This is a genomic window from Methylobacter sp. BlB1 (assembly GCF_015476545.1).
GTDB lineage: Bacteria > Pseudomonadota > Gammaproteobacteria > Methylococcales > Methylomonadaceae > Methylobacter.
The window spans coordinates 30,165-54,077 of record NZ_JADMKV010000018.1 but is presented as its reverse complement, the minus strand read 5'-3'; the positions used below and the strand labels follow the sequence as shown (position 1 = coordinate 54,077).

Below are 23,913 nucleotides of genomic sequence, written 5' to 3'. Positions count from 1 at the left end.
TGCCATGGGATTGAAATTTCCTCAGTACGACTACAGCCTCAAGCACACGGAAAGCTACCAGGATCTCAAGTACTCGCTGCACCGCTATCTGATCGACCGTATCGAGGAGGATAACATCCCGCTAAATGAATGGACGCCTGAACAGATTCAGCGCTATGTGCATGACCATGTATCGCGCTACGCCAGCCAGCGGCAGCTCGCGGTGACCAGCTACGACCTTGACGACCTGAGCGAGGAGATGGTCAACGAACTCACCGGATACGGCCCGCTTCAGTCCCTGCTGGCCGACGATCAGATCAGCGACATCATGGTGAACGGCGCCAAGCATATCTTTATCGAGCGCGGCGGCAGAGTGCAGCAAGCCGATCTGAGATTTATCGATGACGATCACGTATTGCGCGTGATTCGCCGCATTATCGCGCCTCTCGGACGCCGGCTGGACGAATCCAGCCCCATGGTGGACGCGCGTTTGCCCGACGGCAGCCGGGTCAACGCCATTATTCCCCCGCTCGCTATCGACGGCCCCTGTCTGTCGGTGCGCAAGTTCCGCAAGGACCCGCTGCGCGAATCGGATCTGCTGGTTTACGGCACGGCCACTGAAGCCATGCTGGAATTTTTCAGGAAAGCCGTGATGTGCCGTTGCAATATCCTGATCAGCGGAGGAACCGGCTCGGGCAAAACGACGCTGCTGAACATTCTGAGCCGGTCCATCGATGCGCGGGAACGGATCGTGACCATCGAGGATGCCGCCGAGCTGCAGCTTGGCCACAGCCATGTGGTGCGCCTTGAAACGCGTCCGCCCAATGTGGAAGGCGAAGGCGAGGTCAGAGCGCGCGATCTGGTGCGCAACGCCTTGCGGATGCGGCCGGACCGCATCATTCTGGGCGAGGTTCGCGGCGAAGAGGTCCTGGACGTATTGCAGGCGATGAATACCGGGCACGACGGCTCGATGAGCACGGTGCACGCCAACAGCGCCCGCGATGCCTTGGTTCGATTGGAGATGCTGTCGGCTCTGGCGAGTTTTCAGGGCGGGATAGACGTACTCCGGCAAATGATCGGCAGTGCCATCGATATTGTCGTCCAGATCGCCCGGTTTTCCGACGGCACACGCCGCATTATCTCCATTGTCGAAGTGGTCGGGATTCGCGACGGCCAGTTCATGCTGAACGAGCTATTTGGCTACGACAAAGTGCATAAATGCTTTGTGGCCGGCAATACACGCCCGTCCGGCCAGAAATTCGAAGCCGAAGGAGGCTTCATGGGTGAGGGAGGGGCGTCCTTTGGTTAGCAAAGAAATTTTGATCTATGCCGTGGCTGTCGCGCTGTTGGCCCTGGCCTTATTTATTTACCTGCAAAGCCAGCGGGAAGCGTTCGTCGAAAAAGTCGGGCGGCGCATGGCCGAATCGTCCGGGCTCGAGACTCAACCCCTGTTGCATCGGAAGCAGAACAAACTGCCCATGATCGAGCGCCTGTTCTGGCGGGCGGGCATCGACGTGAGCGGCCGGCATTTGTTTGCAGGCCTTCTGTGCCTGATCCTGCTTGCCGTTTTCGGAGGGCTGTGGAAAGGCCCTGCATTCGGGCTGTCGATGCCGGTTGTTGGCGTTGTTATCGTTTATCTGTGGCTTTCGCATAAGGCGAACAGCCGCATAACCTTGATTCTTGTCCAGCTTCCCTTGTTTCTCGACCAGGTGCTGCGCGGCCTCGGCACCGGCCGCAGCATGGAGGGCGCCTTGAAGCTGGCCGCCGAGGAAACGCCAGCGCCTCTCAAGGAAATCATCGAGCGGGTGCTGCGCGCCAACGAATTGGGCGCCGATCTGGGGACTGTGATTCAGGAAACCGCCGATCTTTATCGAATCAACGAGTTGTACCTGCTGGCGCTGGCGATAAGGATAAACCGGACTTACGGCAGCAGTGTCCGGGATTTGCTGCAGAACGTGGTCAAAATGATCCATGAACGCGAGGCGGCGCGCCGGGAACTGCGCGCGATGACCGGAGAGACCCGGGTCACGGCCTGGGTGCTGGGACTGCTGCCTCCGGGCATGGCGGCTTATATCATGGCCATGAATCCGAGTTATCTGGAGACCATGTGGAATGATCCTTCCGGACGCACCCTGCTCATGGTCGCCGTGGCCTTGCAGATAGCCGGGGCATTCACGCTCTGGCGCATGATCAAAAGCATTTAAGAGGCGTTGTCATGACATTATGGTTGTATTTTACGATGGCGCTGCTGCTTGTTCTGGCTGGCGGCCTGCTGTTCTGGGCATCGTTTCGATCGGATAGCGTAATTAATACATCGCAGCGACGATTCAACGATCTTCTTAAAACCGGCGTGAAGTCCAGCGGCGCGGATGAAAGCTGGATACTTTCGGCTATCGAGCGTATGGGCGGCAGCGGCATGGGAAAAGTGTTGCAGGGCTCAGATCAGGAAGAGATGACGCGGTTGTTGAAACAAGCCGGGTGGTACGCCGCCCGGAAGCGCGCGTTTTTTGCGCTGGCTTCGTGGCTGGCCCCGTTGGTTGCCGTGGTCGGCGCTATCGCCTATGTTATCAATGCCGTTGACATAACCGGTGCACAAAAGCTGGCATTGGTTTTTATTGCATTCGCCCTGGGCTTTTTATCGCCCCGCTATGTTTTGCGTTACCGGGCGAAAGCGCGCCGCAATGCCTTGTCCCGGGAAATGCCCACGGCGATTTATTTGCTGCGCATGCTGTTCGATGCGGGGCTTTCAACCGAACATGCCTTGCGGGTGATGTATGAGGAGGGAGACGTGCTGATGCCGAATCTCTCGGAAGAAATCGCCGGGGCATTGCAGCGCATCGATGCCGGACATGACCGCGCCGACGCTTTGCACGAAATGGCCGAGCCCTTGGAAGTTGCCGAGTTGACCGACACTGTAGCCATTCTTAGGCAGGTGACCCGCTACGGCGGCAATATCCGCGACTCCTTGGCGAAATTCGCCCAATTGATGGAAGAGCGCCAGCAGTCGGCCCTGCGCGAATATGTCAATCAGCTGTCCGGTAAAATGTCGGTCGTGATGATGATTTTCCTGTTTCCCGCCCTGTTGATTTTTCTTGCCGGCCCGGGGTTTCTTGCCCTCGGGAAGGGATTGATGAGTGTTTATGATTAGATTTTTAGTGAACAGCGCCTTGCTGGGTTTGGCTGGGGCTCTTTTGATGGGCTGCAGCCAGCTGGCGGCGCGAACGGATCTTATGCCATCGGATAAAACCGATGCCCCCCCTAAAAAAGTATCGGCCTGCGAGGCGGACGCCGATCCCGATCAGAACGTCAAGCTGGATCTGATCCGCAAGCTCATGGACAGCGGCAAGCTGTTTGCGGCATTGGCCCATCTGGAGGACACCCGCTCGAATTCGCTGCAGTCCATTTACCTGCGCGCCGAAATATTGCGCCGGACGAACCGGACAGAGCAGGCGGTCGCATTGTACCGGGATCTGCTCGGCGGCTGCATGGCCGGGAAGGGTTATCACGGGCTCGGGCTGATCGCCGGCCGGGATAGCAAAGTTTCCGAGGCGGTAAGCTATCTGCAGAAAGCCGAAGCCGAATTGCCGGTCGACGTGAGCGTGCGCAATGACCTGGGCTATGCGCTATTGCTTGACGGGCAGTTCGACCCGGCGCGCAACGAATTTCTGACGGCTCTGGAGCTGGACGGCGGCAACTCGCTGGCAGCGACCAACATGGTGCTGTTGTTGCTGGCAACGGGGAAAGAGCAGGAAATGCAGGCCTTTGCCGCACAAATGAACATAGATGCGGCAACCGTAGAGCAGCTTCGCGAGCAGGCCGAGAAGATCAAGGCTTCGCCCGGAAATTCAGGCAAGCAGGCAGTGCTTACTTCATCGCCTTAGCCGGCTAACCGTATTGACCAGATTCAGCTTAACCCATAGGAGCAAGTATGTTTCAAAAATCGATTACAGCGGTGTTGCCGTTGATCCTGCTGTCCGGCGCCAATATCGCGGCGGCGGATTCTCTGGACCGTTCCGTCGGCGAGGAAACGCGGCGCTGGCTGGAATTGCAAAGCAGCGGCGCGGCGGCCTCGAAAATCCCTCAGACCGTTTCAGGGCCGGTGGCCGATGCGATATACCAACGCTACGTTGAAAGCTTCACGCACCCGATTCCGGAGTCCTATAAGAATGACCAAAACGGTTACGGCGGCGGCAGCGGCAGCGGCGGTGGCGGTTCAATGAAGTAACGGCGGGTAATAACATACTGGCCAAAGGGGGGGGGCATGTCGGTTGAAATCAATACTTTGAAGCATGGGCGGCAAAGGCACCGCCGCCCGGCCACAAAATCGCTCGCTCGCCAGCGGGGCGCGATAGGCATTCTGGGGGCATCGGTATTGCTCCTCTCGGTGCTTTTTACGGCGCTGGCCGTGGATACTGGACGGCTCATGCTGGAGCAACGGCGGCTGCAGAAAATTGCTGATATGGCGGCGTTGGATGGCGCCCGTGCCTTGTCTTGCAGCGGTGACACAGCCGTAAACGCTGCAGTAAGCCAGAGCGCTGAGCTCAATAATCACACGGGCGACATTCTCGACGTGGAACTGGGCGATACATTAACACAGGGTGGGGTTCGAGTGTTTAGTGCTTCAAAAGGCCCGGATCTTCCTGAAGCGGTTCGTGTAACCGCCGGCGCCAATGTAGCGGCCAGCATAGTGGCCGGAGGATGGTTCGGTAATAAAGTCAACCTGCAAGCCACCGCCGTGGCGGGAGCGCCGACAATCGGCACAATGTCGGTGGGCTCTTATGTGGCCCGCGTGAACACAGATGACTCGATGCTTGCACCATTGCTCAACGGGTTGCTGGGGACGTCCGTACAGCTCGACTTGGTGTCCTACAAGGGATTGGCTGATGTCAACGTTACCCTGCTCGATCTCATCAATGCCCAAGCCGAGGTGGGAACCGTGGATAAGTTGTTAGATTCGGAAATCAGCATGCAGGACTTCGTGCTTCTGGCGGCTGAAGCCCTATCCAACCAACCGGAGCAACCCACTGTTGCGATCAATGTGCTGGAAACCATTGCTGCCCAGGTAAATGCCGACTTGAAGCTGCGCTTGGGGGATCTGTTGAATCTCGATCTGCCCGCCGATCAGGCCGCTCTGGAGGCACAGCTCAACGTGCTCGATCTCATTGGCCTGGGTGCGGAAGTGGCCAATAAAGACCATGCAGTGGCGGTGAAGCTGCCTATCAGTATCCCTGAAATCGCCACTGCTACTCTCACCACTTATATTATCGAGCCGCCACAAATCGCTGTCGGCCCTGCGGGGCCTGGCGACGATGGAGAAAGATGGAAAACCCGTGCGCACACGGCGCAGGTCCGTGCACAACTGAGCCTCCGTCTGTTGGAGGTACTTAATTTGGGATCAAAAAAAGCACCAGTCAATCTCGATCTGGCGATCACCGGAGGCGACGCCCGCGCCGGCTTCGAGAGTTTTAACTGTACCGAGGACGGACGCAACGCCGTGGTGGGCCACGTGGTCCAGGCGCTGCACATTGTTGTGGGCCAGTTCGACGATATAGGAAAGCTCGATCCTAAGATTGTAGCCAGCAATGTAGTGGATCTGAGTCTGCTGGGCCTGGATCTGTTAACAATCACCGCGCGTGCCGATCTGGGGCTGGGAGAGTCCCCCAAGGACCCGGGGGAGCTGATCTTCGATCCACCTTTTCCCGCCGATCCCCAGCGTGCGGACAATAACCAGCTGGGCACAGCTATAAATACTCTTCTCGACGGATTGGCCCATAACTTGAAGCTCGACATTCCCAACAATACTCTACTAGGTATCATACTGAATCTCGTTTTAAGTCCCCTATTGGACGCGCTTGGGGTTGGCGACTCGCAAGGATTGCTCGACTGGGTAGCCGGCTTGCTGAAGCCTGTTTTGTGGGCGCTGGACCCGTTGTTGTCCGGGCTTCTGAACGCTTTGGGGGTTAGTGTGGCCGGAGCGGACATCACTGTAACGGATGTTGAAGGCGGCTATCCGCAGTTGTTGATTTGAGCGGCGGTTTCGAAAGCTTTGTAGGGTACGCATCGCGTACCTTTCCGGACTTGCGGTATGCCGAAAAGCTCAGAAAGGTACGCGATGCGTACCCTACAGTGGATTTTGCCTTGGTTTTGGCAGGGCAGCGGGGTAGGCCGGGCTGGTAAACCCAGCATTTCGGAGTTGCCGATGCCGGGTTTCCGCTAAAGCTCCAACTCAGCCTACATAAACTCTGATTTCATTCGCAAAAACTTAATCAAGCCCTTAAAACTTATTGTGCCTGAATTGATGCGCATGCAGCCTATGCGTTCCCGTCTTCGTCAAGGCTCGGGTCGTACCATACCACCTTGTTGCGTCCGGCCGCCTTGGCGCGGTACAAAGCCTTGTCGGCGGTTTTGACCATATCGACTGCTTTCAGATTCTCTTTCGCATACAAAGTTACCCCGCCCATGCTGATCGTAACGTGGCCTAAAGTTGAATCCTGATGGGGAATGCCCAGTTTCTCGACGGAGCTGCGCATGCGCTCGCACACCGCATAGGCATCGTCCCGTGTCGTCTGGTTAAGCAAGACAACGAATTCCTCGCCGCCATAGCGGGCGACAAGATCTATGCTTCGCCTGGCCGATTGGGAAAGCGCCATCGCTACTTGCGCCAGGCAGTGGTCGCCCTCCTGATGGCCGTAGCGATCATTGAATTTCTTGAAGAAATCGACATCCACCATGATCAGCGATATCGGCTGTTTGGAACGGCGCGCGCGCGCCCATTCCTGTTCCAGAATCATGTCGAAGCGGCGACGGTTGGCCAGATGGGTGAGCTTGTCTTCGCCGGCGGCATTTTCAAGGCCGAAACGCGACAGCAAACTCTCCAGTAAATCCGTATGCAGCTGGCGCGCCGAATACGACAGGCTGACGCCCATCAGCAATATGACCGGTATTGCGCTCCAGCCCGGTTCATTGTCCAGCACGAACAGCACCGGCACGAGCGGTCCCAGCGTTCCTAAAAGAAAGGCGGTGTAGACTGACGGAAGCGCGCTGAGCCGCGGCAGAGCGCTTACCGCGATCACGCCAAGCATGAGGATGACAACTAATTTCGTTGTCAGCGACAAATAGGGGAACAACACCGCGGTAAGTCCAAAGCCTAAGCCTGCTGCTCCTGCCGCAAATATATCGGGTGTAAGCGCGCCTCTTTTCAAGGCGTCTTCGGCGATATAGCGAAGAGCCCGACGGCCCGCAAACAATTGCCAGACGCCGCCGGTCATGGCGATGCCGAGCCATGCAAGAAAAATGGAAAGGGGGAGCTCCTGCCAGAGATAAATGGCGAGCAAGGTGACATGTGCGCAATGGATGGCAAAAGCCGCCGTTGCGCGCCTATAGAGCTGCCGAAGCAGTTGTGCGAAAAGTTGTACGGGGTCAATCACTGCAAGTGGTCCTGGCGCTAATAAAAATACTGAGACTTAACGCCCGGTGTTTTTTTGTTTTGGCCGAAAAATGGAAGGGATTGAATACGATATTTGCCGTTCTGTAAACCAAAGAACTTGTTTTCACTATAGTTTTTGATATTTGATAATTATGTGTCCATTTTGGCAGGACTAAAGGCATAAAGCAAGATTGAGCCAGTACATATTAACTGGATAGTACGCCGTTGGAGTCTGATTCGCTTGTGCCTTTAGCGTATTCGACCCGGGTCTCCGAGATATGCAGGCAGTAAATACCCTACAGGGTAAAAACCTCCGCGCTATCGATCTGGGCGCAACGTCGGTTGGCTTACATATATTCAGCATTCATGCAAAGCGGGCTACTAACGTGAGGCCTGTTGAATCGAGCATCGGAACGGGCCTCGCGAATCATCCGGCTTCCATATCTTCAAGCTCAATGTTGAGCGCTTTGGTCGAAATCAGTAATTCACTGACTGAAGCCAGCAGCGACAGTACTATAAATACCATGCTGATGCCAAATGCGAGGCTGCCGTAATTTTGCAATCCATAAAAAATCAGCGCCATGGCCAGTATGCAGCCGATAATGCCGATCACCGCCAACAATTGCATGGCGATGATAAAGCGTATGCGTAGCCTCAGGCTTTCGATCTGTTTTTTAGCCACCGGACTTTGGGTTTTGTTGAACAGGTTATGTTGCTCTCGAATGCGGCTGGCAATGGCCAGAAAACGGTTGGTGTATGCCAGAAACAGGACAGAAATGGCAGGAAATAAAAGGGCAGGGGTTGTGATGGTAATGTCCATGATAGGTTGACGACAATGATTCCTGGAACTGATTCGGGTTTGAAGCTCTTTTTATCGCTTGTATGGATGGTCAAAGCGTTTTGGCGGCGTGCGCTATGCCGGCTCCTCAACAATATCTACCGACAGGATGCGCTCCTTGTCGAGTCTGAGCGACAGTGTTTTGCACAGGCGGCCGGTGCTGAAATCCCTGTATTGTTCGGAAGCGACAATACCATGAGTGTCACTTACATTTTCGAGCGCCAGCAGTTGATAGAAATAAGGCCGCCAAGACCAGTTAAAGCCGATTTCCCCGGCTTCTTCAAACCATTTTCCGCCAGCAAAATTAAAGTTGGAGGAGATCTGGTTGCCTTCGTTATTGCATAAATAAAACCTGAGTATGCCGCTTTCTTCAAACGGATGCGCCGACAATTCATTTAAATTGAAATCGGTAGCCAAGGCCTGTCGCAGAAGCTCAATCAGATCCTTAACTTTATCGGCGGATTGCAGTTTCCGGGCTTCCTTGCGCAATACTCTTTGCAGGAATGTTTTCCTGAGCGATTCGATATGCCGCTGATAGTGGTCTGGCTTCTTGAATTCAGCCGCTGCCGGCGAAAACAGGTGGCCCTGCACATATTGGGCGCCGCAGCTTAATGCGTAAAAGAATTCATTGTCGGTTTCGACGCCTTCGCAAACGATAAGGCAGGCGGTGCGTTTGCTAAGACGCGCCAACAGATGCACCACTTCGTTGGCGATGCCGCCTTTGGTAGCCTGTTTGAACAGCCGCATGTCCAGCTTGATAACGTCGGGGCGGATGGCTATGACCCTTTCCAGTTGCGAAAAGCCGGCGCCAAAGCTGTCAATGGCGACTTTCAGGTTGTGCTTGCGATATTCCCTGGCGACCGCGGCGATTTTATCGAGACTGCCCTGGGTTGCGGCAATTTCGATAATAATCCTGCTTCTGTCTATGTTGAGCTTATCCAGCATCTGTAAGGTGGGCAATGCTCTCAAATCCGAAACCTTATCAATCCATGATGCGGAAATGTTGAGCGTCAGATAGCTTTTGTGATTTAGCTGGCAGAATTTCAGCAATGCCTGATGGCGAACCGTGCGATCCCAGGCTATCAATTGTTCCTCGGTAATATCCGGGGAAGAGAACAATTGGCCGGCAGAAATGACCTGTCCGTTTTCATCATATTGCCGGGCTAATGCTTCGTAGCCGACGATGAGCCCGCTGGCGACGCAGATAATGGGTTGAAAATAAGGAAATAGTTTGTCTGCTTGTTCAAAATCTGCGTTTTGTTCTAAATTCATTATTGAAGCCTTTGCTGTTCTTTGAATCGGGTAATAGCGGCATCGGAAAGAATAACGAGTGGCAGTGCGCCAAGATATTGGATGGCGTGATAATATTTTCCGAAGCTGTGAATGTTGAAAATTATCAGGTCGGGCTTATTGGACAAAATCAGGATTGGCATATGGCTGTCCGATGCAGTCATTGTCATTACCGAATAGCCATGTGTTATGGACATTTCTGCCAATAATGGGTCAGTAGCTCTGTCTTCAATCAGGAGTATTTTTAGTGCGCTCATTTCTACGATTAAGCATGACTCGTGCCATGAGCTGTAAATGGCCAGCAATGTTATGCCAAAAGATGTAAGCAAACTCGTTGGCTGCCGTTAGATGCACCAATAGGGTACATACGCATCATTTTGGTGCGCATGCTTGTTTGAGCTTTTTGAGGAGCCCAAAGTAGGGCGGGAGAGAAGCTTATTTATGCGATAAGGAAAATGCAGCCGGGCAGATTGCCTGCCCGGCGCACCTTTTTAGCTTACTTGTTTTTGTTGCGTTCGTTGACTTCTTTAATCACTTCATCAGCCACGTTTTTAGGGCATGGCATGTAATGTGAGAATTCCATCGAGAACTGGCCGCGACCAGAAGTCATGGTGCGCAGGTCGCCGATATAACCGAACATATCGCTCAGCGGCACGTCAGCTTTGATACGCACTCCGGTAACGCCGGCGTCTTGCGATTTGATCATGCCGCGGCGACGGTTCAAGTCACCGATCACGTCGCCAACGTTCGCTTCAGGTGTAAACACGTCCACTTTCATAATCGGTTCCAATAATTGCGGAGCCGCTTTAGGAATGGATTGGCGATACGCTGCGCGAGCGGCGATTTCGAAAGCGATAGCTGACGAGTCAACTGCGTGGAAGCCGCCGTCGGTCAGGTTTACTTTGAAATCCAAGCATGGGAAACCTGCCAATACGCCTTTGTCGACACTGCCTTTGAAGCCTTTTTCAACAGCCGGCCAGTATTCGCGCGGTACGTTACCACCGGTCACGGACGATTCGAATACAAAACCGCTGCCTGGCTCGCCCGGCTCGATGATGTAGTTGATTTTCGCGTACTGACCGGAACCACCGGACTGCTTCTTGTGGGTGTATTCGTCTTCAACGCGTTTGGTGATGGTTTCACGGTAAGCTACTTGTGGCTTGCCGACGTTCACTTCAACGCCATGGGTACGTTTCAGGATGTCCACCTTAATATCCAGGTGCAGCTCGCCCATCCCTTTGATGATGGTTTCGCCGCTTTCCTCATCGGTTTCGACGCGGAATGAAGGGTCTTCCTGGATCATCTTGCCCAAGGCAATGCCCATTTTCTCGTTGCTGCCTTTGTCTTTAGGCGAAATGGCGATAGAGATAACGGGATCAGGGAATACCATCGGCTCCAGAGTAGCCGGCTTATCAGGATCGCACAAAGTATGTCCGGTCTGAACGTTTTTCAAGCCGATCAGCGCGACGATATCGCCGGCTTGTGCCGTTTCAATTTCGGAACGGTTATCGGCGTGCATTTCCACCATACGGCCGACCCGTTCGGTTTTACCGGTATAGGTATTCAACAAGGTATCGCCTTTTTTCAGACGGCCTGAATAGATCCGGATGAAGTTCAAAGCGCCAAAGCGGTCGTCCATGATTTTAAAGACCAATGCACGCAGTGGGCGGCCGGCATCGACGATCGCGTGTTCGCCGGTCGGGTTGCCTTCCAGGTCGACTTCGGGTTGCGGGTTGACTTCAGTCGGGCTGGGCAGATAATCAATAACGCCGTCTAGCACCAACTGTACGCCTTTGTTTTTGAATGAAGAACCGCCGTAAGTCGGGAAGAAATCCATCTTAATGGTACCCTTGCGGATGCAGCGCTTGATCTCGTCAATGCTGGGCTCTTCGCCTTCCAGATATTTTTCCATGATTTCGTCATCCTGATCGGCAACCTGGTCGATCAGTTTTGCGCGCCATTCTTCCACATCCGCTTCCATATCGGCAGGCACGTCCGTAATTTCGTATTTCATAGGGTCGCCGGAGTTATCCCAAATCCAGGCCTTGCGGGTTAACAGGTCAACCACGCCGGAGAATTGGTCTTCGCGCCCGATAGGCAGGGTCATTACGACTGGTACGGCACCCAGCACGTCTTCGACTTGTCTGATAACGCGGAAAAAATCGGCGCCTAGTCTATCCAGTTTGTTGACGTAGATCAGACGGGCGACTTTGGAGTCGTTGGCATAGCGCCAGTTGGTTTCGGATTGCGGCTCGACACCGCCTGAACCGCAGAACACGCCGATACCGCCGTCCAGAACTTTCAGCGAACGATACACTTCGATCGTAAAATCAACGTGGCCCGGAGTGTCGATGATGTTGAAGCGGTGTGGTTGAAATTGGTTTTTACTGCCTGCCCAAGAACAGGTGGTAGCCGCCGATTGAATGGTGATGCCGCGTTCAGCTTCTTGCTCCATGAAGTCCATGGTTGATTCGCCTTCGTGAACTTCGCCGATTTTATGGATTTTACCGGTGAGCTTTAAAATACGCTCTGTAGTGGTTGTCTTGCCAGCATCGACGTGTGCGAAGATACCGATATTTCTGTAAAGCGATAAATCAGTCATGTTTGTACTCTAGTTGTATAAAAAACTTGCCGTGACTACTCTTAAATAAATTACTCAAGAGGGTTCGTACCGGGGCGCAGGAGCGATCTGCCGCGGGTATTTGCTTTGCTCCGCAGTGGCTGAAAACCATCGGTTTGGATAAAACCCGCAGGATACCTACAGATTGCTCAAGGCCAAGTGAGGTAGCGTTTGTTGAAGTCACTGTCACCGCTCACTCGTCCAGATTCGAAAGGGCGCTATTTTAACTAAAAGTGAGACAGAAATACAGGAAACCGTTAATTTGTCTTAACAAATAACAAAATCCCTGTATTGAAGCGGTTTACAGTCGGCTCCGGTCAACAGGAGCAAGACGGCTTTCGCATCTTGCTCTCCCTTCTTAAACGGCCTGGCTGTTCAAATAGTCCTCGTAATTGCCGGTGAAATCGACAATGCCGTTCGGCGTCAGTTCGATAATACGTGTCGCCAGGGACGAGACGAACTCGCGGTCGTGGCTGACGAAAAGCAATGTGCCGGGGTAGTTTTCCAGCGCCATATTCAATGATTCGATTGATTCCATGTCGAGGTGGTTGGTCGGTTCGTCCATGACCATAATGTTGTTCTTTTGCAGGATCAGCTTGCCGAACAACATGCGGCCTTGTTCGCCGCCGGAAATGACTTTGACCGATTTCTTGATCTCGTCATGCGAGAATAGCAAACGGCCTAATGTGCCGCGTATGACCTGGTCGTCGTCGGTTTCCTTGCGCCATTGGCCCATCCATTCAATCAGCGGCATGTCTTCGGCGAAATCGTCGGCGTGATCCTGGGCAAAGTAACCGACTTCGGCGTTTTCCGCCCATTTGACTTCGCCCGTATCAGGCGTCAAATCGCCGACCAGCGTGCGCAGCAACGTCGATTTACCGATGCCGTTAGGGCCGATGACGGCCACGCGTTCGCCGGCGGCGATCATCAGATTCAGGTTTTTGAACAACGGCTGCTCGCCGTAACCCTTGCTCAATCCTTCAACTTCCAAAGCCAGACGGTGCAGTTTCTTGGTCTGATCGAAGCGGATAAACGGATTGACCCGGCTGGACGGCTTGACTTCGTCCAGCTTGATTTTCTCAATCTGTTTGGCGCGCGAAGTGGCCTGCCTGGCTTTCGAGGCATTGGCCGAGAAGCGGCTGACGAAGGTCTGCAGTTCGGCAATCTGGGCTTTTTTCTTGGCGTTGTCGGCCAGCAGGCGTTCGCGCGCTTGCGTCACGGCGGTCATGTAGTCATCGTAGTTGCCGGGATACACGCGCAGATCGCCGTAATCGAGGTCGGCCATGTGCGTGCAGACGCTGTTCAGGAAATGGCGGTCATGCGAGATGATGATCATGGTGCAGTCGCGCTCGTTCAGTACATTTTCCAGCCAGCGGATCGTGTTGATGTCGAGGTTGTTGGTGGGCTCGTCGAGCAGCATGATGTCGGGATTGGCGAACAGGGCCTGGGCCAATAGGACACGCAGTTTCCAGCCCGGCGCGACGGCGCTCATGAGGCCGTAATGCTGTTCGAGCGGGATGCCGAGCCCCAGCAGCAATTCGCCGGCCCTGGATTCGGCGCTGTAGCCGTCCATCTCGGCGAACTCGACTTCCAGTTCGGCAACTTTCATGCCTTCCTCTTCGGACATCGCCGGCAGCGCGTAGATACGGTCGCGCTCTTGCTTGACGCTCCAGAGTTCTTTATGGCCCATGATGACGGTGTCGATCACGCTGAATTCCTCGAACGCGAATTGATCCTGACGCAGATTGCCCACCCGTTCGTTGGGTGTGATCATGACATTGCCGGAAGTGGGTTCCAGATCGCCGCTCAGTATTTTCATGAAAGTGGATTTACCGCAGCCGTTGGCGCCGATCAGACCGTAACGGTTGCCGTCGCCGAACTTGATGGAAATATTTTCAAACAGGGGTTTAGCCCCGAACTGCATGGTAATGTTAGCTGTAGAAATCAAGGTTTTGTTCCGAGAGTATGTATAAGGTTCAAAATAAGGTTATGGATGACCGGCGGGCAGTTATTTAGTTCATTTATAACAGCAGCTTGTCATCGATGGCGATAAAGCGGTCGGCCGAGCCGACCAACGACGGCGCCGTCAGCGCCGGTACACCGTAGACTTCCGTAGTCACATGGCAAGCGTTACGGACTTTGTTGAGCAGCAGGGCGAAGTCGCCATCGCCCGATACCAGAATGATGACATCGACTTTGGGTGCATAGTCGATGACGTCGAGCGTAATGCCGACGTCCCAGTCGCCTTTGGCCGAACCGTCACTGCGCTGAATGTAGGGCTTCAGTCTGACTTCAAAACCGATATTTCTGAGTATCTGCTGAAACCCCAGTTGTTTGCTGTCGCCTTTGTCGATGGCGTAAGCGAATGCCGCGGCCACTTCTCTGCCGGTTGTTGCCCGGCTCCAGAATGCGTTGTAGTTGAAATGGCGCTGATAGCTTTGCTTGACGGTGTAATAGATATTCTGCACATCGACAAAGATGGCGGCTTTTTCCATCTAATTATTTTATAAATGAACAGCAATAGTCGGTGGGCGTTTTGATTCTGACAGTGAATTTGGCATTGGCCGGCACATCGAATGATTCGCCGCCTTTAATCGATTGCCATTCATCGCTTCCGGGCAGAAGCACATCCAGATCGCCGTCGATAATTTCCATCAATTCCTTATCAGCCGTATTGAACGTATATTCGCCAGGCAGCATGAATCCCAGGGTTTTTACTGAACCGTCGGCAAAACGGATAGTACGGCTGCTGACATTGCCGCCAAAGTAGACATTGGCTTTTTTAACGACTGATACATTGGTGAATTCTGACATTGTCTGTCCTTAAAAGTTTAGACTGGATAGAGATAAAAAAGACCGTAATGATAACAGATTGTCTCTGCTGTTGTTCGGTTTTAGCGCATTTTTCGAGGCATGTGCTTTTGTATAGCGGCAAAGGCATCGCTGCTTGATGACTTATCGTTAGTGTTTATGCCTATGGCATTAAGCCTCGAAAGGTAGTAGTTTCAATGCACCATTCTATGGAGGCATAGCCATGAGGTCTGTATTAACCCTGTCAGTTGTGCTTTTTGTACTGGCTGCCTGCAGCCAGCCGCAAGTGCGGGAAGTGAAATATACTATGGACACCTTCGAGCCGACTGTCGATGTCGAGGTTTTGAGTACCTGGCCTCGGGATCGCAAGTATTTTGCAATCGGAGAGCTTGAAGTCAGCACCGGCGATCAGGCAAACGATGCCCTGGTAAGAAAAGCCAGGCAAATGGGCGCCGATGCGATAGTCGTAGGGCCAGGCCGTGAGCGTAGTCAGGTATACGTGCCTATTGATTCGCCATTAAATACAAATTCCACCAGTTTTCGCGGCGTTCCGCTGTATAGCGTTCGCGCCGTAGCTATAAAATACGAGCCTTAGAGCCGGCTTGTCAGCCTATCTTCCTGACTGTAAAAAGCCTGGGCGCTGAATCTTTGTGTTCGGCGCTATAAACAGTGTTTACGCTGAATAGCTTTGTATCCAGTTGTCCGCACCAGCCTCTGACCTGATTGGTTTCCTGGTTGCCGCCTGCATGGCCCGGATAAGCGAGGATCGTGATAAGGCCTTCGGTTGCCAACAGCCGGCTGGCGCTGTTTAAGGCCTGCAATGTCGAATCGGTGCGCGTGATAATGTTTTTATCGCCGCCCGGCAGGTAACCCAGATTGAACATGATGGCGCTGATTTTGCCATGGTGCTGCCCGGGAATTTTTTCGGCCATGAGCGCATGGCTGGCATGAATCAGTGTCAGGCATTCGGGGTGACTTAATGGCCCGCATCTGGATCGCGTTGAATCCAGCGCCGCCTGTTGTATATCAAAGCCGTAAACCCGGCCGGTCGGCATGACTTGCTCAACGAGAAACAGGGTGTCATGGCCGTTGCCTACCGTGGCATCGATGGCAATATCGCCCGGATGGAGTCTGTCTTTGATCAGGTTATGGGCTTCTTTAACCAGGGAAATGCGTGTCATGATGGCGTTCGATATTGCAGGATGGAGGCAGGGGCGCGCTATTTAGCAGGGAGTCGGCAAAACGCTGGCTGTACCAGGGAATCTGCAGGCTGCCTTTGGCGCCAAAACCGTTGAAAACGGTGATTTGCGGATGACGCGGATGATAGCCGATAAAAGGAGAGCGGTCCTGCGTGCAGGGCCGGATGCCTGCTTGCTGGTTTATCAGGGCGGTTTCAAGCGCAGGCGCAATCTGCTTCAGCGTAGTCAATAAATAGTCGCGGGCCGTATCGGTAGTGTCAGTGTTTAAGCTGTCGCGGTCAAAAGTGGCGCCGATCCGGATCTGGCGGTCAGGTAAAGGGATCAGCCAGTTGCCGTAGTTAAGAATGTTGTCCGGTAATTCGTCGGCATGAGCCAGCGTTAATATTTCGCCTTTTGCCGGCCGGAAGGGGAGCCATGAAAACCAGCGGCTCCGGCTCGCGTGATGGCCGGTGCAGAAAATGATCCGCCTGGGCGAAATATCCCGCCAGCGAAGCGACGGTTCGAGCTGAATGTCGCGGCCATCAAATTCCGCCAGCCTGTAGCAGTCTTTGGCAATAAAAAATTCTTTCAGGCAGCGCAATAACGGCCGGGTCAATAAATAACCGGTCTGCTTTTGCTCTATGAAGCCGAAAGGCGTTTCCAGAAAAGGTATGGTATTGCCAGATGCTGTGATGGCCCCTAAATAGTTTTTATACTTTGGGTCGTTGAGCCGTTTTTGCGCGTGTTTTGATTCGGCCTCGCTGCGAAAAATACGCAGCATAGATTTTTCGGTGTAAAAAGACTGCTGGAAAAATGCCGATAACTTTGAGTAATACTGCCTTGCAGCCGGCAATAAATCGTCGACATCGTCGGACTTTACGAAACGCAGGCCGGTAACCGGATTGATGAGGCCGGCAGCTACCTGTGAGGCATTCTCCCTGCCATTATCGATAATGACGACCTTGCAACCGCGCTGTATCAGTTCCCAGGCGAGAAGGCTGCCGGCCAATCCCTGGCCGATGATCAGAAAATCCACAGGCATGATTATCTGATTAGGCTATTGAATTCGGTAGGCGAAGATTATTTTGCAGTCAATGGTTCGCTTTTGAAACTAATGCCATCCCAGCCGTACTTCATGAAATTCCTGATATTTGCGTGGCCAGTGCCGTTTGGATCGTTTAAAACATCCACTCGGTAATAATCACCGAACAGATTTAATGTCTGTTGCTGATCGAGCCCATTGAGTCGGGCGAAGGCGAAAATTTTGCAGGAGCCCTCGTTAGTGCCGGCCGGACTGGCAACAACATCATCGTTCAGGCCGTTGCTGAATTCCGTCGGTTGGTAGTGGTAATTTTCCGTAATGACGGCCATGGTTTCATCAAAACCGACAGGTACGTTGTTTTTTATTTTTTCAATAAATGCTGTAAGTGACATGAGTAAGATTCAAGGTATTAACGAAGAAAACCTGACAGGTGTTTGAAATGGGGGTGAGTCGAATCTCTCAGCCATTCGAACAACACCGATTCGTAATTGGTAATGATGGCGCCCTGATGTTGCATGCGCTGTAAGGCGTAGTGTTTGTGTTCCGTCTTGCGCGAGCAGACGGCATCCATGACTACGTGGACCTGATAGCCTTCGTGCAGCAGTTCAAGGGCTGTCTGCAAAACGCAGACATGGGTTTCCTGACCAACCAGTATGATCTGCTTGCGGCGGCTGTCCTGTAGTGCCTGGGTAAAGCCCTTGGCCGCGCAGCAGGAGAACCCGGTTTTTTCGAAAACCTGCGCGGTTTCGGGCAGCTTTTCAACAACGGGAGCAGCGGTAGGCCCCAGGCCTTTGGGATATTGTTCGGTTACCAGTACGGGAATATTCAGCAGGCCAGCGGCTTCGGCCAGCTTGCCGGCATTTACGGTCATTAGTTCGGCATCCGGCCCAGGCATGGCGGCCGACAGCCTGGGCTGTAAGTCAACGACGATCAGCAGGCTGTTTTCCGCTGCGAGGAGATTGGCATGTGTATTCATTTTTTACCTTAAGCGTGCTTCATGATGCGGGCTTTTTCACGTTGCCAGTCGCGGTCTTTTGAAGAAGCGCGTTTGTCGTGCAGTTGTTTGCCTTTGGCCAGGCCGATTTCCAGTTTGGCGCGGCCTTTTTTCCAATGCATGTTCAATGGGACAATCGTGTAACCTTTGCGTTCCACGGCGCCGATCAGCTTGTTGAGCTCATGACGGTTCAGCAGCAGCTTTCTTTGGCGGATGGCTTCCGGGTTGACATGGGTCGATGCCGAAGCCAATGCTGAGATATGCGCGCCGACCAGCCAGGCTTCGCCGCGCTTTATGGTGACATAACTTTCTTTTAGCTGTACGCGGCCTTCACGAAGGCTTTTCACTTCCCAACCTTCCAAAACAAGACCCGCCTCGAACCGCTCCTCAATATGATACTCATGAGTAGCCTGGCGATTCTGGGCTATTGTGTTGTTTTCCTGTTTTTTATTTTTCTTGGACTTTTTATCGGCCATAGTGTGCTGGTTGAGATTTTAGACTGACGTAAGGGTATAATTTTGTTATTTTACTCGATTTACTGAAAAAATTGAGTTTTTAATAGAGACAACGGGCAGTCAAATGACGGATACAAAAAAATCAATTCATGGGGAATGGTCATCGCGTTTCGCCTTTATCCTTGCAGCCACGGGTTCGGCGGTCGGTTTGGGAAACATCTGGAAATTCCCCTATATAACCGGCGAGAACGGCGGCGGCGCATTTGTTCTCGTTTATTTGTTGTGCGTGGTATTCATCGGCGTGCCTATCATGATTGCGGAAACGATGATGGGGCGCCGGGGTAGGCAGAGCCCTATCAATACCATGGAAGCGCTGGCTGCCGAAGCTGAAGCGGATACCAACTGGCATTATCTGGGCTGGATGGGGGTTGCCGCCGGCTTCCTGATTCTCTCTTATTACAGCGTCATTGCCGGATGGGCTTCTGCTTATGTCTTCAAGGCTTTTTTCGGCAGTTTTTCAGGCGCGGATGCGGCCGAGATAAAAGGGCTTTTTGACAACTTCGTTGCCAGTCCGGTCCAGTTGATTTTCTGGCACACCTTATTCATGCTGGCTACCATGTTGATCGTTGCCCGCGGCGTAAAAAGCGGACTGGAGCGAGCCGTGCGCTTTTTAATGCCGGGTCTGTTTGTGCTGATGATTTTATTGGTCGGCTATGCCATGACCACGGGCGCCTATGATCAGGGGTTGAAATTTTTGTTTAACCCGGATTTCAGCAAGATTACCGGCGATTCCGTGCTGACCGCCATGGGGCATGCGTTTTTCACCCTGAGCCTGGGCATGGGCGCCATTATGGTTTATGGATCTTATTTGCCCAAGGATGTGTCTATTGCAAAAACGGCGTTTCTGATCGCCGGGTCCGATACGGTCGTGGCTTTGTTGGCCGGTATCGCTATTTTTCCTATTGTTTTTGCCAATGGGTTGGAAGTCGGTTCAGGCCCCGGCCTTATCTTTCAAACGCTGCCGATTGCTTTCGGCAATATGACCGGCGGCTGGCTGTTCGGCATTCTGTTTTTTGTGATGCTGGTGTTTGCGGCTTTGACTTCTTCTATCTCCCTGATCGAACCGGCTGTTGCATGGCTGGTCGAAAACAAGGGTTTAAGTAGAGAGCAAGCCTGTGTCTGGTCCGGTTTGGCAACCTGGCTGTTGGGATTGGGGACCGTGTTTTCATTCAACATATGGTCCGATTTTAAAGTTTTCGACAGAAGCATTTTTCATTTGGTGGATTATTTGACGGCGAATTTGATGTTGCCTATCGGCGGCTTCGGGATTGCGATGTTTGCTGGTTGGGTCATGAAACAGCGGCATAGTGAGCAGGAACTGCAAATGTCCAGCGCAGAAGGCTATCAGTTGTGGAAATTTTTAGTGTGCTACATTGCGCCTGCGGCTGTTTTTCTAGTGTTTCTGAATGTGGTTGGGGTTATTTAAATGACCGTTGTTGAAAAAAGCGCTTTGGTGAAATTTTCCGCTCAGCAGATGTTTGATCTGGTTAATGATATCGAAGCCTATCCGCGCTTTTTGCCGTGGTGCGGCGGCAGTCGGATCCTTAAACGGGAGGGCGACATTATTGAAGCGGAGCTGTTGATTTCCAAAGGCGGATTTACAAAATCCTTTTCAACGAGAAATAAAATTGATGAGGGCGGCAGAATTACGGTGTCCTTGCTGGAAGGGCCTTTCACTTATCTGGAAGGGACATGGGATTTCATGCCGCTGCGGGAAGATGCCAGCAAAATTTCCCTGAATCTGGAATTCGAGATGCCAGGCGTGCTGGCGAGTCTGGCATTCGGCGCCGTGTTCAACCAGATATGCAATACCATGGTCGGTTCTTTTACTCAGCGGGCCAAGGAGATTTATGGCTGAGCAGTTGATTGATGTTGAGGTTGCCTACGCCAAGCCTGAAGAGCAGGTGATTCTGTCCCTCAAAGTGCCGGAAGGCGCCTCTGTCGAACAAGCCATAAAGGCATCGGGATTGTTATCCCGGTTTCCGGAAATTGAGCCGTCCGGAATCAAGGTGGGTATTTTTGGCAATGTCTGCAGTATGGACCAGATTTTAAAACAGGCCGATAGAGTGGAAATTTATCGGCCTTTGTTTCACGATCCCAAAGAAGCGAGACGGCAGCGCGCCGCAAAAGGATAACGCTAGCAGTGCGCTTGAAAATGCTTCAGGCGATTCAGTTCATCGGGGTGTCGGGATTATTTATTCCTCGTTCCGATTTGGGCTCTGAATTTACAGGGTCGGATTCAGTCGAACTGTCGATGTCATCGATGCCGAATAGCCCAGTGATTTTCTCCCATAAGGTTTTTTCAAGTTCCCTTGGCGGCAAATCAACCGTTGTTTCGGGCGATTCCTTGATCACAGGGAGCGCGCTGGGTTTGAAATCGCCCTGAAAACCGACAACCCGATCATTGTCGAAGAACAGCGTGATTTTCTTTTGCATTCTGGCCTCGCCTCCAGGTTGATTGGAATAAATGTAATCCCAGCGATTCTGGTGGAAAGCATCGGTCGTCATGGGCGAACCCATGATATACAGTACCTGGCGTTTGTTCATGTTGGGCCGTATCTGGTCGATCATGGACTGATCGATCATATTGCCTTGCTGGACGTCCACGGTATAAACGCCAGGCAAATTGTTAAGAATACTGGAACATGAGGCAAGCGTCAGGCTGGTCAACAGAGTTAAAGAAAAAAGCGGCTTTCCCATTTGAGGCGGCAGAATAATTTGAAAAAGACGAAATCATACCTGATGTTAAACGATTATCCTATAAAACAGTCATGCGTTTCATGCCAAAAAAACGCTACAATGTGCGATACCCTATATAAAGCTGCCACTTGAACGGCAAAATTGGAGATTTATGTTTGAAACTCAAGATTTAAAGAATGCTGGTCTCAAGGTCACGTTGCCTCGGGTCAAGATTCTGCAAATTTTAGAAAAACAAGTTGATGAACATCATCTGACGGCTGAAAAGGTTTATAAAATCCTGTTGAGCGAGGATGAGGACATCGGCCTGGCTACGGTTTACCGGGTTTTAACCCAGTTTGAAGCCGCAGGTCTGGTGACTCGGCATCATTTTGAAGGCGGAAACTCTGTTTTTGAGCTGGCCAAAGGTGATCACCATGACCACATTCTCTGCATGAAATGTGGTAAAGTGGACGAGTTTACCGATGAGCTTATTGAAGCCCGTCAGAGAGAAATTGCAGAAAAACTGGGCTATGAGCTGACCGACCATAGTCTTCATTTGTACGGCTACTGCTCTGCCTGCAGAAAATCCTGATTCCCCCTTAATTTACGGACTCCATGTTTAAACCGCTTATTTTTTATATCGGCTTGCGCTATACGCGAGCCAAACGCCGTACTCGTTTCATTTCTTTTATCACATTAACCTCTGTTTTGGGGATAGCTCTTGGCGTCACGGCACTGATTACGGTGTTGTCGGTCATGAACGGTTTTGAAGCCGAGCTGCGCGAGCGGATTCTCGGCATGACTTCGCATGCCACGATCACCGGCAAATACGGCCGGTTGGATAATTGGCGGGAATTGCAACCGAAAATCACACAATATCCGCATGTTGAGGCGGCCGCCCCTTTTGTCGACGGGCAAGTCATGATTAATTCCGGCCAGCGCGTCAGCGGTACCTTGTTGAGCGGGATTTTGCCTGAATATGAGTCTTCTGTTTCGGATGTCGCCAACAAAATGAAAGTGGGGCAGCTATCTCAACTTGTTCCCGGTGAGTTTGGCGTTGTTCTAGGCGCGGAACTGGCGAGTTATCTGGGCGTTATCGTCGGCGACAAAATCACCATCATCACTCCGCAGGTTAATCCGACGCCGGCCGGCATTTTGCCGCGCATGCGGCGGTTCACCGTGACGGGCATTTTTCAAGTCGGCATGTATGAGTACGATCGCAACCTGGCAATCATTCATATTGATGACGCCGCTAAATTGTTCCGTTTAGGCGATTCGGTGTCAGGGCTCAGGATCAAGCTGGACGATTTGTTCAATGCGCCCAAGATCACGCGCGCCATGGCGGCCGATTTCTATGATGAATACCGGGTCGGCGACTGGACTCAGGCTCACAGCAACTTCTTCCGCGCGATTCAGACTGAAAAGCGGGTCATGTTTATTATCCTGCTGTTGATAGTGGCCGTAGCGGCTTTTAACATCGTATCGACGCTGGTCATGGTGGTCACGGACAAGCGCGGCGATATCGCCATCCTGAAAACTCAGGGGCTGACTTCGCGTTCGGTCATGGGCATTTTTATGGTGCTGGGCACGGTCATCGGCGCCGTCGGCACGCTTTGCGGCACCATAGGCGGCGTTGCGCTGGCGTTAAATGTTGAAACGATAGTGCCGGCCATTGAAAAATTGTTTCAGGTTCAGTTCATGGCGGCCGATGTGTACTATATCAGTCAATTACCTTCCAAGCTGGTCTGGACAGATGTATATGCAATCGCGGGCATGGCCTTCTTTTTGTCGCTGGCTGCGACGATTTACCCTGCCTGGCAGGCATCCAAAATCAATCCTGCGGAAGTTCTGAGATATGAATAAGACTAGCATTCTGGAATGCCGGCAATTAACCAAACGCTACAACCAGGGCGGGCTGGACGTTGAAGTCCTCAAGGGCGTCAACCTGAACATTGAAATTGGTGACCGCGTCGCCATCATGGGCGCCTCGGGTTCCGGCAAGAGCACCTTGCTGCATCTGTTGGGCGGCCTGGAAAAAGCCAGCGGCGGCGAGGTTGTGCTCGACAACGTCAATCTGAATAAAGTCAGCGCAATAAGGCTAGCCAAGTTAAGAAACAGTTCCTTGGGCTTTATCTATCAGTCTCATCATTTGCTGGGCGAATTTACCGTATTGGAAAATGCGGCGATGCCTTTGCTGATAGCAGGTCTTTCGGTAAAAGAGGCGCGCGTCCGCGCCATAGAGTTATTGCAGCGGGTAGGGCTGGGGCATCGCATCGAACACAAGCCGGGGGAAATATCGGGCGGAGAGAGGCAGCGTGCGGCCATAGCCAGGGCGCTTATCAACAAGCCCAAATGCGTTCTGGCCGACGAACCGACCGGCAATCTGGACAGCAAGACGGCGGACCAGATTTACCAGTTGATGCTGGAGTTAAACCAGGAGCTGAATGTCAGTTTTCTGGTGGTGACCCATGATCATGATCTGGCATCAAGGATGGGTAAGGTGCTGCATATGGAAGACGGCGTGATAGTCGCTTGAAGATG

At 52.6% G+C, this 23,913-nt stretch carries 27 protein-coding genes; 13 read left to right on the top strand and 14 right to left on the bottom strand.

Going from position 1 to position 23,913, the window contains the following annotated elements; all coding sequences use genetic code 11:
- The first annotated feature begins 4 nt into the window (after nt 1-4).
- The 6 genes from IT781_RS09260 to IT781_RS09235 are packed head-to-tail and all read left to right on the top strand — an operon-like array spanning nt 5 to nt 6,007.
- Entirely contained in the window at nt 5-1,288 is a 1,284-nt protein-coding gene (locus IT781_RS09260) for a CpaF family protein (RefSeq protein WP_194969870.1), read from the top strand.
- Nucleotides 1,281-2,183, top strand: a complete 903-nt coding sequence (locus tag IT781_RS09255; protein WP_194969869.1) for a type II secretion system F family protein — start codon at nt 1,281-1,283, stop codon at nt 2,181-2,183. Before IT781_RS09260 ends, IT781_RS09255 begins: the two co-directional genes overlap by 8 nt.
- 11 nt (nt 2,184-2,194) lie before the next feature.
- Nucleotides 2,195-3,127 (top strand): type II secretion system F family protein, encoded by a 933-nt coding sequence (locus tag IT781_RS09250; RefSeq protein WP_194969868.1) that lies wholly within the window; start codon nt 2,195-2,197, stop codon nt 3,125-3,127.
- Nucleotides 3,120-3,860 carry a hypothetical protein gene (locus IT781_RS09245; RefSeq protein ID WP_228779034.1) on the top strand — a complete coding sequence of 247 codons (741 nt, stop codon included), beginning with the start codon at nt 3,120-3,122 and terminating at the stop codon, nt 3,858-3,860. Before IT781_RS09250 ends, IT781_RS09245 begins: the two co-directional genes overlap by 8 nt.
- Before the next feature lie 47 nt (nt 3,861-3,907).
- Complete coding sequence (locus IT781_RS09240; RefSeq protein ID WP_194969867.1) at nt 3,908-4,204, top strand: DUF3613 domain-containing protein; 297 nt, start codon at nt 3,908-3,910, stop codon at nt 4,202-4,204.
- A 36-nt stretch (nt 4,205-4,240) separates the two neighbouring features.
- Complete coding sequence (locus tag IT781_RS09235) at nt 4,241-6,007, top strand: pilus assembly protein TadG-related protein (protein WP_194969866.1); 1,767 nt, start codon at nt 4,241-4,243, stop codon at nt 6,005-6,007.
- A gap of 283 nt (nt 6,008-6,290) precedes the next feature.
- Here the strand turns inward: IT781_RS09235 and IT781_RS09230 are convergent, their stop codons facing one another.
- The 8 genes from IT781_RS09230 to IT781_RS09195 form a co-directional block, all read right to left on the bottom strand.
- Entirely contained in the window at nt 6,291-7,406 is a 1,116-nt protein-coding gene (locus IT781_RS09230; RefSeq protein ID WP_194969865.1) for a diguanylate cyclase, read from the bottom strand.
- Between the two features lie 426 nt (nt 7,407-7,832).
- Nucleotides 7,833-8,225 (bottom strand): DUF2721 domain-containing protein, encoded by a 393-nt coding sequence (locus tag IT781_RS09225; protein WP_194969864.1) that lies wholly within the window; start codon nt 8,223-8,225, stop codon nt 7,833-7,835.
- Between the two features lie 93 nt (nt 8,226-8,318).
- The gene (locus IT781_RS09220; RefSeq protein ID WP_194969863.1) at nt 8,319-9,515 is read right to left on the bottom strand and encodes an EAL domain-containing protein; all 1,197 of its coding nucleotides are present in this window, start codon (nt 9,513-9,515) and stop codon (nt 8,319-8,321) included.
- Nucleotides 9,515-9,790, bottom strand: a complete 276-nt coding sequence (locus IT781_RS09215) for a hypothetical protein (RefSeq protein ID WP_194969862.1) — start codon at nt 9,788-9,790, stop codon at nt 9,515-9,517. Before IT781_RS09215 ends, IT781_RS09220 begins: the two co-directional genes overlap by 1 nt.
- A 239-nt stretch (nt 9,791-10,029) precedes the next feature.
- Nucleotides 10,030-12,135 carry an elongation factor G gene (gene fusA / locus IT781_RS09210; protein WP_194969861.1) on the bottom strand — a complete coding sequence of 702 codons (2,106 nt, stop codon included), beginning with the start codon at nt 12,133-12,135 and terminating at the stop codon, nt 10,030-10,032.
- Nucleotides 12,136-12,511: 376 nt separating this feature from the next.
- Entirely contained in the window at nt 12,512-14,101 is a 1,590-nt protein-coding gene (locus tag IT781_RS09205) for an ABC-F family ATPase (protein ID WP_194969860.1), read from the bottom strand.
- Nucleotides 14,102-14,174: 73 nt separating this feature from the next.
- Entirely contained in the window at nt 14,175-14,648 is a 474-nt protein-coding gene (locus tag IT781_RS09200; protein WP_194969859.1) for an NYN domain-containing protein, read from the bottom strand.
- Nucleotides 14,649-14,652: 4 nt separating this feature from the next.
- The gene (locus IT781_RS09195) at nt 14,653-14,967 is read right to left on the bottom strand and encodes a pyrimidine/purine nucleoside phosphorylase (protein WP_194969858.1); all 315 of its coding nucleotides are present in this window, start codon (nt 14,965-14,967) and stop codon (nt 14,653-14,655) included.
- 220 nt (nt 14,968-15,187) lie between these two features.
- On the opposite strand from IT781_RS09195, the gene IT781_RS09190 reads away from it, so the two are divergent.
- The gene (locus IT781_RS09190; RefSeq protein WP_194969857.1) at nt 15,188-15,559 is read left to right on the top strand and encodes a hypothetical protein; all 372 of its coding nucleotides are present in this window, start codon (nt 15,188-15,190) and stop codon (nt 15,557-15,559) included.
- Nucleotides 15,560-15,569: 10 nt separating this feature from the next.
- Here IT781_RS09190 and IT781_RS09185 read toward each other — a convergent pair whose 3' ends face one another.
- From IT781_RS09185 to smpB, 5 genes are read right to left on the bottom strand one after another with little or no spacing between them, the layout of a single operon-like run.
- Nucleotides 15,570-16,145, bottom strand: coding sequence for a class I SAM-dependent methyltransferase (locus IT781_RS09185; RefSeq protein ID WP_194969856.1), 576 nt, complete (start codon nt 16,143-16,145; stop codon nt 15,570-15,572).
- Nucleotides 16,123-17,184, bottom strand: coding sequence for an FAD-binding oxidoreductase (locus IT781_RS09180; protein WP_194969855.1), 1,062 nt, complete (start codon nt 17,182-17,184; stop codon nt 16,123-16,125). Before IT781_RS09180 ends, IT781_RS09185 begins: the two co-directional genes overlap by 23 nt.
- Before the next feature lie 38 nt (nt 17,185-17,222).
- Nucleotides 17,223-17,576, bottom strand: coding sequence for a HopJ type III effector protein (locus IT781_RS09175; RefSeq protein ID WP_194969854.1), 354 nt, complete (start codon nt 17,574-17,576; stop codon nt 17,223-17,225).
- A gap of 17 nt (nt 17,577-17,593) precedes the next feature.
- Nucleotides 17,594-18,160 carry a hydrolase gene (locus IT781_RS09170; RefSeq protein ID WP_194969853.1) on the bottom strand — a complete coding sequence of 189 codons (567 nt, stop codon included), beginning with the start codon at nt 18,158-18,160 and terminating at the stop codon, nt 17,594-17,596.
- An 8-nt stretch (nt 18,161-18,168) separates the two neighbouring features.
- On the bottom strand, nt 18,169-18,654 hold the full coding sequence (smpB, locus tag IT781_RS09165; protein ID WP_194969852.1) for an SsrA-binding protein SmpB: 486 nt from the start codon (nt 18,652-18,654) through the stop codon (nt 18,169-18,171).
- 103 nt (nt 18,655-18,757) lie between these two features.
- Here smpB and IT781_RS09160 point away from each other — a divergent pair, with 103 nt between their 5' ends.
- The 3 genes from IT781_RS09160 to IT781_RS09150 are packed head-to-tail and all read left to right on the top strand — an operon-like array spanning nt 18,758 to nt 20,828.
- Complete coding sequence (locus IT781_RS09160; RefSeq protein WP_194969851.1) at nt 18,758-20,119, top strand: sodium-dependent transporter; 1,362 nt, start codon at nt 18,758-18,760, stop codon at nt 20,117-20,119.
- Nucleotides 20,120-20,551 carry a type II toxin-antitoxin system RatA family toxin gene (locus tag IT781_RS09155; RefSeq protein ID WP_194969850.1) on the top strand — a complete coding sequence of 144 codons (432 nt, stop codon included), beginning with the start codon at nt 20,120-20,122 and terminating at the stop codon, nt 20,549-20,551.
- Complete coding sequence (locus IT781_RS09150) at nt 20,544-20,828, top strand: RnfH family protein (protein ID WP_194969849.1); 285 nt, start codon at nt 20,544-20,546, stop codon at nt 20,826-20,828. The genes IT781_RS09155 and IT781_RS09150 overlap by 8 nt, the downstream gene beginning before the upstream one ends.
- Before the next feature lie 34 nt (nt 20,829-20,862).
- Here the strand turns inward: IT781_RS09150 and IT781_RS09145 are convergent, their stop codons facing one another.
- The gene (locus IT781_RS09145; protein ID WP_194969848.1) at nt 20,863-21,393 is read right to left on the bottom strand and encodes an outer membrane protein assembly factor BamE; all 531 of its coding nucleotides are present in this window, start codon (nt 21,391-21,393) and stop codon (nt 20,863-20,865) included.
- A gap of 151 nt (nt 21,394-21,544) precedes the next feature.
- Between IT781_RS09145 and fur the strand changes: the two genes are divergently transcribed.
- From fur to lolD, 3 genes are read left to right on the top strand one after another with little or no spacing between them, the layout of a single operon-like run.
- Nucleotides 21,545-21,964, top strand: a complete 420-nt coding sequence (fur, locus tag IT781_RS09140; protein WP_194969847.1) for a ferric iron uptake transcriptional regulator — start codon at nt 21,545-21,547, stop codon at nt 21,962-21,964.
- A gap of 23 nt (nt 21,965-21,987) precedes the next feature.
- Nucleotides 21,988-23,235: a lipoprotein-releasing ABC transporter permease subunit gene (locus IT781_RS09135; protein WP_194969846.1), complete on the top strand. Its 1,248-nt coding sequence runs from the start codon at nt 21,988-21,990 to the stop codon at nt 23,233-23,235.
- The gene (gene lolD, locus IT781_RS09130) at nt 23,228-23,908 is read left to right on the top strand and encodes a lipoprotein-releasing ABC transporter ATP-binding protein LolD (RefSeq protein ID WP_194969845.1); all 681 of its coding nucleotides are present in this window, start codon (nt 23,228-23,230) and stop codon (nt 23,906-23,908) included. Before IT781_RS09135 ends, lolD begins: the two co-directional genes overlap by 8 nt.
- Nucleotides 23,909-23,913 lie beyond the last annotated feature (5 nt).

What these genes read in the sequence shown, in the direction of transcription:
- IT781_RS09180 (WP_194969855.1), bottom strand. Translation starts at nt 17,184, where the DNA reads ATGCCTGTGGATTTTCTGATCATCGGCCAGGGATTGGCCGGCAGCCTT.
- IT781_RS09195 (WP_194969858.1), bottom strand. Translation starts at nt 14,967, where the DNA reads ATGTCAGAATTCACCAATGTATCAGTCGTTAAAAAAGCCAATGTCTAC.
- IT781_RS09185 (WP_194969856.1), bottom strand. Translation starts at nt 16,145, where the DNA reads ATGACACGCATTTCCCTGGTTAAAGAAGCCCATAACCTGATCAAAGAC.
- IT781_RS09175 (WP_194969854.1), bottom strand. Translation starts at nt 17,576, where the DNA reads ATGTCACTTACAGCATTTATTGAAAAAATAAAAAACAACGTACCTGTC.
- lolD (WP_194969845.1), top strand. Translation starts at nt 23,228, where the DNA reads ATGAATAAGACTAGCATTCTGGAATGCCGGCAATTAACCAAACGCTAC.
- IT781_RS09145 (WP_194969848.1), bottom strand. Translation starts at nt 21,393, where the DNA reads ATGGGAAAGCCGCTTTTTTCTTTAACTCTGTTGACCAGCCTGACGCTT.
- IT781_RS09240 (WP_194969867.1), top strand. Translation starts at nt 3,908, where the DNA reads ATGTTTCAAAAATCGATTACAGCGGTGTTGCCGTTGATCCTGCTGTCC.
- IT781_RS09190 (WP_194969857.1), top strand. Translation starts at nt 15,188, where the DNA reads ATGAGGTCTGTATTAACCCTGTCAGTTGTGCTTTTTGTACTGGCTGCC.
- IT781_RS09245 (WP_228779034.1), top strand. Translation starts at nt 3,120, where the DNA reads ATGATTAGATTTTTAGTGAACAGCGCCTTGCTGGGTTTGGCTGGGGCT.
- fur (WP_194969847.1), top strand. Translation starts at nt 21,545, where the DNA reads ATGTTTGAAACTCAAGATTTAAAGAATGCTGGTCTCAAGGTCACGTTG.
- IT781_RS09160 (WP_194969851.1), top strand. Translation starts at nt 18,758, where the DNA reads ATGACGGATACAAAAAAATCAATTCATGGGGAATGGTCATCGCGTTTC.
- IT781_RS09225 (WP_194969864.1), bottom strand. Translation starts at nt 8,225, where the DNA reads ATGGACATTACCATCACAACCCCTGCCCTTTTATTTCCTGCCATTTCT.
- IT781_RS09155 (WP_194969850.1), top strand. Translation starts at nt 20,120, where the DNA reads ATGACCGTTGTTGAAAAAAGCGCTTTGGTGAAATTTTCCGCTCAGCAG.
- IT781_RS09170 (WP_194969853.1), bottom strand. Translation starts at nt 18,160, where the DNA reads ATGAATACACATGCCAATCTCCTCGCAGCGGAAAACAGCCTGCTGATC.
- smpB (WP_194969852.1), bottom strand. Translation starts at nt 18,654, where the DNA reads ATGGCCGATAAAAAGTCCAAGAAAAATAAAAAACAGGAAAACAACACA.
- IT781_RS09235 (WP_194969866.1), top strand. Translation starts at nt 4,241, where the DNA reads ATGTCGGTTGAAATCAATACTTTGAAGCATGGGCGGCAAAGGCACCGC.
- IT781_RS09200 (WP_194969859.1), bottom strand. Translation starts at nt 14,648, where the DNA reads ATGGAAAAAGCCGCCATCTTTGTCGATGTGCAGAATATCTATTACACC.
- IT781_RS09220 (WP_194969863.1), bottom strand. Translation starts at nt 9,515, where the DNA reads ATGAATTTAGAACAAAACGCAGATTTTGAACAAGCAGACAAACTATTT.
- fusA (WP_194969861.1), bottom strand. Translation starts at nt 12,135, where the DNA reads ATGACTGATTTATCGCTTTACAGAAATATCGGTATCTTCGCACACGTC.
- IT781_RS09260 (WP_194969870.1), top strand. Translation starts at nt 5, where the DNA reads ATGGGATTGAAATTTCCTCAGTACGACTACAGCCTCAAGCACACGGAA.
- IT781_RS09215 (WP_194969862.1), bottom strand. Translation starts at nt 9,790, where the DNA reads ATGAGCGCACTAAAAATACTCCTGATTGAAGACAGAGCTACTGACCCA.
- IT781_RS09150 (WP_194969849.1), top strand. Translation starts at nt 20,544, where the DNA reads ATGGCTGAGCAGTTGATTGATGTTGAGGTTGCCTACGCCAAGCCTGAA.
- IT781_RS09250 (WP_194969868.1), top strand. Translation starts at nt 2,195, where the DNA reads ATGACATTATGGTTGTATTTTACGATGGCGCTGCTGCTTGTTCTGGCT.
- IT781_RS09135 (WP_194969846.1), top strand. Translation starts at nt 21,988, where the DNA reads ATGTTTAAACCGCTTATTTTTTATATCGGCTTGCGCTATACGCGAGCC.